The sequence below is a fragment of the Bifidobacterium imperatoris genome, from assembly GCF_002860405.1.
In the GTDB taxonomy this organism is placed as follows: domain Bacteria; phylum Actinomycetota; class Actinomycetes; order Actinomycetales; family Bifidobacteriaceae; genus Bifidobacterium; species Bifidobacterium imperatoris.
This window is the reverse complement of sequence record NZ_NMWV01000046.1, coordinates 1-5123: the sequence shown is the minus strand read 5'-3', so window position 1 is coordinate 5123 and position 5123 is coordinate 1. Positions and strand designations below refer to the sequence as shown.

Below are 5123 nucleotides of genomic sequence, written 5' to 3'. Positions count from 1 at the left end.
TCTGAACCTCAATACAGGCAAGGTCAAGGTCCGACGCGGATTGCAGTGGGTGGACGGACACGAGGTGATCGTGGAGCCGAAGACCGAGCTATCGCGCCGCACCGTCGTGCTCCCCAGATTCGCGGTATTGAGACTGCGCGAGATCAGACCGCATGAGGGCGGCCGTCTCATCGGCTTATTGAATCCAGGTCAGGTCGCCAGACGCTACGCCGCATGGTGCAGGTCACAGAACCTGCCGTATGTGCCACGCCGCAACCTGCGCCACAGTTGGGCCAGCACCGCGTTGGGCGCCGGCGTGGACGTGGCGGTGGTCAGCCGCGCGTTAGGTCACTCGTCAATCGCCACCACGGCCCGCTACTACCTACGCCCTGACAGCGAGATACTGCGCGAAGCCCAACGCGTATGGGAGCACGCCCTCATACGCTGAGGGATTCGCTAACCCAGCCGCTCAAATACGCGCGGTTCAGTATGCAGAACACGGGGAGTTTCCCACCTGACATGTATGGCGGCGGCATGCAGATCATCGTGGACGAGCGCAACCGTCTGCTCCACGTGGACCTGTCCGGCTTCCGCAGCACGGTCAACGTGGGCGACTACGGCGTGTTCCAGCACGCCTCCGGCGTGAAGCCCTCGAAACCCGTGTATCTCGGCTGCCTGTGGGCGATACCGTCCGGCAACTTCGGCAAGAAGGCCACCTGGAATGTGGACGGCAGCATCACCGTGGTCGGCTCCCTGACCAACGGGGACAGGTGCCTGCACACTCCCCGCAGCCTGCCGATACCGGACGGCGTGACCTTCGCCTAGGCGAGTTTGCCGTAGGCCACCGCGTACACGTGGCCCTCGATACCATTGGCTTGTTCACCGATGTTCTTGATTGCGATGGTGCAGCCGGTCGTGGTAACTGATGTGACGGAGCATGAATAAATGTTGTCGTTCGCATACCAGCCGACCACGGTGGGTATTTCCGCGAACGGCTTCGGCCATGCCGCCTGCTGGACCGTCACCGCGTTCGGCTGCAACACCCCACGGACCACGCCGCCATCGGCACGCTGGAAACCGTGATGGGTTAGCGAATCCCACACGCTGCTCAACGGCGCCAACACATTCACCAACACATCAACACCGGTGACGTTGATACCGTCGATGCTCACACGGCATAACGGCAGGTCGGAAGTGAGGGCGCCGCTGATGATGCTGCCCGTATTATAGGCGGGATCCACAGGGGAAGCTGCCGCGGTGCCTTTGATGGCGACCAGGTTCACCGCTTCGACGCCCGTGCTCGCGTTCATCGTGTAACGGACCACGATCAGGTCGCGACGTTTCACGCCCTGCGAACCGGATTGGATCGTCACATCGGTGGGCTGGTCGATCATGACCTGACGGCCTTCCATCACGATATCCCACGCGGGGATGGTGATGGTGTTCGAATTCTTCGCCGACGGCAATTGCGTCCAGTTGCGGGTCTGCAACAGGTAGCCGCCACGACCGAGCATGCCGGCATGTAGGAGACCGTCCTGCGCGCTGGTCACGTGGGGCTGGTCGCCTCCCAGTGATCCGGTTACCAGTACCGCGCCCATGTCACTTGCCTCCCTGCTGCATCCACAGGTCGAAATCCTTGTCCTGATTCTCGGCCAACTGCAGGTAGTCCTTGTAATCAGTGCCGCACAGGAGGAAATGCTTCTCGTTGCCGTTGCGGTCGATTCGGGTGAGTTCGTGCCAGTCGGGGGACGCGGTTTCGTTCGGTGAGACGTATTCCTTGATGGGGCATCCGGTGCGGTCGCACTCGTATTGGGTGATGTTCTCGTATTTCGGCATGGCGTTTATCCTTTCTAGGCTTCTTCCTGCGGCCAGTCGTATGAGCCGGTCTCATAGCTGACCTTGGGTATGCCGTTCTTGAGTTTCATGCTGATGCGCACGATGGGGGAGTCCACGCTGATGCCGGTCGTGGCATCATAGGCTCTCACATGGTCGTCCACATGCAGATTCAGATCGTCGGGCAGGTCGAGTTCCACGGTGCCCTGCGCCCATAGTTCCTTGAGCTTGTCGCGGGTCTTGTCCGCTAGTTCGCTGCCTTCGCTGGTGGTGAGCTCGTAGGTCTGGCAGATTTCCCGGCTGCCGGTGAGCGATTGGGTTTGGCTTATGTTGCCCTGCTCGTCCGCATACCAGTGGCTGACCGCACGGTCCTTCAGCTCGCCTTTGCCGAGGCCGATGAGATGGTTGACCTGCGTGTATGCGCGTTTGGCGGTGAAATCCACGCGCTGGTCGCTGTCCGCGCCGCCATACGTGGAGGATTTCACCGCCTCCAGCTGGCATGCGCCGTTGATGAATCTCATGTTCAACCGTGCCCCCACATTGGTGAGCATCATGCGCAACCCGTCCCATGCGGTGCAATACCGGTGGAACGCGTAGGCACTGACCGTGATTCCGCTATTCGTGGCGGGCACGGTGAACGTGTCCGTTAATCCGATTCGGCTGATGATGGTGCGGATGACGTTGTTCGCGTCTCCGGACAGTATGAGCCGGTTCATGCCCGAATCGGGTTGGATGATCTTGCCGGCGAGCATGCCATGCCAGGTGCGGCCCGTGGCTGTGTATTCGGAATGCCCGTCGCTCATCTCGACGCGAATGCCGTCCACACGGCCACCGTATTCGGCTCCCTCCACCCCGATCAGGCAACCGTCCGCCAGCACGACATCGCTGGTGGAGTGGGTGAGTTCGAAATCGTTGCCCTCGTCACCGTATTGGATATCCAATGCGGGGCTGACCAGCTCGCCCTGCGGCACATGGCTGGGATTCGTCCATATCACGTCCATGGCAGGCCGGTCCTCTCCATCCAATATTCGATGTCGAAGCTGAACGATTCATCCCAGCTGACCTGGCTGACGCCGGGCTGCAACGTGGCGAACGCGTATTCGTTGTTCGCCTGGTCTCTTCGCAGCTTGTCGAACACGTTCGTCTGGTCGCCGTTCGCGGCGGTCAATACGGCGGTTCGGGGCGACCCGGTGCCATCGATGATGAGATAGCCGCCGGAGGGGATGCTCACGTCGGCTATCACCTTATTGCCGCCGATGGTGATGGCGGGAGAAGTGGCGGCACCGTAGATGATGTATTTCACACGGCTCGGCAATGCGGAATCGTTCGACAATACTGCACTGGCACGGGTCGGCACGTAATCATATCGGTAGTCGTACGAATATCCCTTGCCGCTCGTATACCGTGCTGTGTTCCGGCTGAACTGGCGGGTCACCGGCTTGTGCCATACGCCGTCGAACAATGCGGCGGTGAATTCCACGCGCGTCAACTGGGGACTCACGTAATCGGGTTCCGCCTTGACGATGAGCGCGGTCTGCCGCCAGCCGTCCACCTCCAGCATGCCGGGTTTCACCTGCTCCTCCACATAGGCGCGCACATCCGCGTCGAACAGGCGTTCCGCCGCTTCCAACATGCTCTGACTGCGGCAGAGGGCCGTGAACTTCACGGTGCGGGCGGGCCGGTTCGCGGTCAGGCTCCGGTAGCCGAGCGTCCAATCCCATTGGCGGGTGCGCAGCTCCATGATCTGACCGACCAGCAGCCCCACCGGCTCATATAGGTTCACCGTGGAGCCGGTGGAACTGGTGTATGTGAAGGTTTTCACCGCAGTGCCTCCCGTGTGAGTCGTTGGAAGTCGCGTTTGCCGATCTGCGGCGCATACATGGCTATCAGCGGGCCGATGTCCTCGTGGAACGAGTCGATGGCGTTGATGACGGCCTGATTCGATTCGACCAGCATCGTGTTCGGCGTCGCATCCAGACTGGGTGCCGGCAGATACATGGTGCCCTGGTCGGGCTGGTAGCGCATTGTGTTCACGGAGTCCATGAAGCCGACGCCGTAATGGTCCACGGCGCGAGCCTTCATCATGTACTCGCCGCGTGATGCCCAGATGAGGTTCGAATCGCTGACCTTGCTGCCTACGCCGCCCAGCAGGCCGTAGCCGCCGGAAGCGTATTTCGGAATGCCGTCACGCCCCATGAGACCGCCCGAAGCGTAGCCGATGAGACCACCGTGAGCTTTCGCATCGCTGCCGATGTTGACCTTGAACACTTTGCCGAGAATGCCGTTGACGGTGCCCCAGAAACTGGAAGCATCGGCATCGACCTTCACGGTCTTGCCTGCGATCTTCTTGTTCTCCACGGCCTTGGCTGTTGATTGGAACGGGCCATCGTTGCCGGAGATGACTCCGGTCTTCGTGTCGATTTTCCAACCGTTGGCCTGCGCGACCTTGGCGAGCAGGTCACTGCCGTCACCGACCAGATAACCGGTTTTCTTGTCGATGGTCGCACCGTTCGCCAATGCCAACGCGATGTTGTACTGGCTGGAGTCCAGTGTGACGGTGCCGGTTTTCGAATCCACGGGCAATCCGTTGACCGCGGCTATCGCGGCGATGGCATCCGTGTTGTCTCCGCCGATCTTGACGGTGCCGTCCGGCAGGGTCTCCACGGTGACGCCCAACGCCTGCAATTGGCCTTCGGCTTCACCCGTGTCGGAGTTCACGTTGATGATCTTGCTGTCCGGGATGAGGCCGATGCTTTTCGCCAATCGTTCGAACTCGCTTGATGTGAGTCCGGCCGCGTTGGCGGCGGCTTCCGCATCCTCGGGCAGCATGCCCATCGCTTCGGCGGCTTTGATGTAGTTCTCTCGGGCCGTGTCCAACGTGCCGTTGATCTCATCCATGCTGCTGCCGTTTTTGGCTTGCGCTTCCGCCGCCTTCAACGCGCTGTCGGCGATATCGTTCAACGCGCTCTGGTTGCTGCGACCCTTCTCCGTGTTCAGGTCAAGAGTCTGACCGTTCTCCTGAGCCGCCTTGGTGGCCTTGTCGAACGCGTCATGCATGGAGATCAACGCATCCGAAGCGCTCGTGCTGAACCCGTAGTAGGTGCTGAGCGCGTCGGTGACCTCGCCCAATGCCGCGGCCTGCTCGTTGATGCCGTCGGTGGTGGCTCCGAAGTTGTTCGCGAGGATGCTAGCCGCGTCGGCGGCATCATCGGCGGCATTGGCTGTCTGGTTCAATCCGTCTGCCGCTTCTGTGCCTGATTCACCTAACTGTTCGTTGGCGTCGGCCAGTTCCTTCGTCTGCTCCTTGTTGG

General features: G+C 61.0%; 6 protein-coding genes and 1 pseudogene. 2 read left to right on the top strand and 5 right to left on the bottom strand.

The window, feature by feature from the left end; genetic code table 11:
- The coding region (locus Tam1G_RS11200) for a tyrosine-type recombinase/integrase (protein WP_165782003.1) at positions 1–427 on the top strand (427 nt) is incomplete at its 5' end.
- Between the two features lie 41 nt (positions 428–468).
- Entirely contained in the window at positions 469–804 is a 336-nt protein-coding gene (locus Tam1G_RS11195; RefSeq protein ID WP_165782002.1) for a hypothetical protein, read from the top strand.
- Here Tam1G_RS11195 and Tam1G_RS11190 read toward each other — a convergent pair.
- From Tam1G_RS11190 to Tam1G_RS11765, 5 genes and pseudogenes are all read right to left on the bottom strand, one after another.
- Positions 801–1577 (bottom strand): H-type lectin domain-containing protein, encoded by a 777-nt coding sequence (locus Tam1G_RS11190; protein ID WP_101626584.1) that lies wholly within the window; start codon positions 1575–1577, stop codon positions 801–803. The genes Tam1G_RS11195 and Tam1G_RS11190 overlap by 4 nt on opposite strands.
- 1 nt (position 1578) lies before the next feature.
- Entirely contained in the window at positions 1579–1815 is a 237-nt protein-coding gene (locus Tam1G_RS11185; RefSeq protein WP_101626583.1) for a hypothetical protein, read from the bottom strand.
- A 14-nt stretch (positions 1816–1829) separates the two neighbouring features.
- The gene (locus Tam1G_RS11180) at positions 1830–2813 is read right to left on the bottom strand and encodes a hypothetical protein (RefSeq protein WP_101626582.1); all 984 of its coding nucleotides are present in this window, start codon (positions 2811–2813) and stop codon (positions 1830–1832) included.
- A complete protein-coding gene (locus Tam1G_RS11175; protein ID WP_101626581.1) occupies positions 2804–3634 on the bottom strand; it encodes a hypothetical protein in 831 nt (276 codons plus the stop codon). Before Tam1G_RS11175 ends, Tam1G_RS11180 begins: the two co-directional genes overlap by 10 nt.
- Positions 3631–5123, bottom strand: a pseudogene (locus Tam1G_RS11765) (phage tail tape measure protein); the annotation flags it as partial. The gene Tam1G_RS11175 and the pseudogene Tam1G_RS11765, both read right to left, overlap by 4 nt.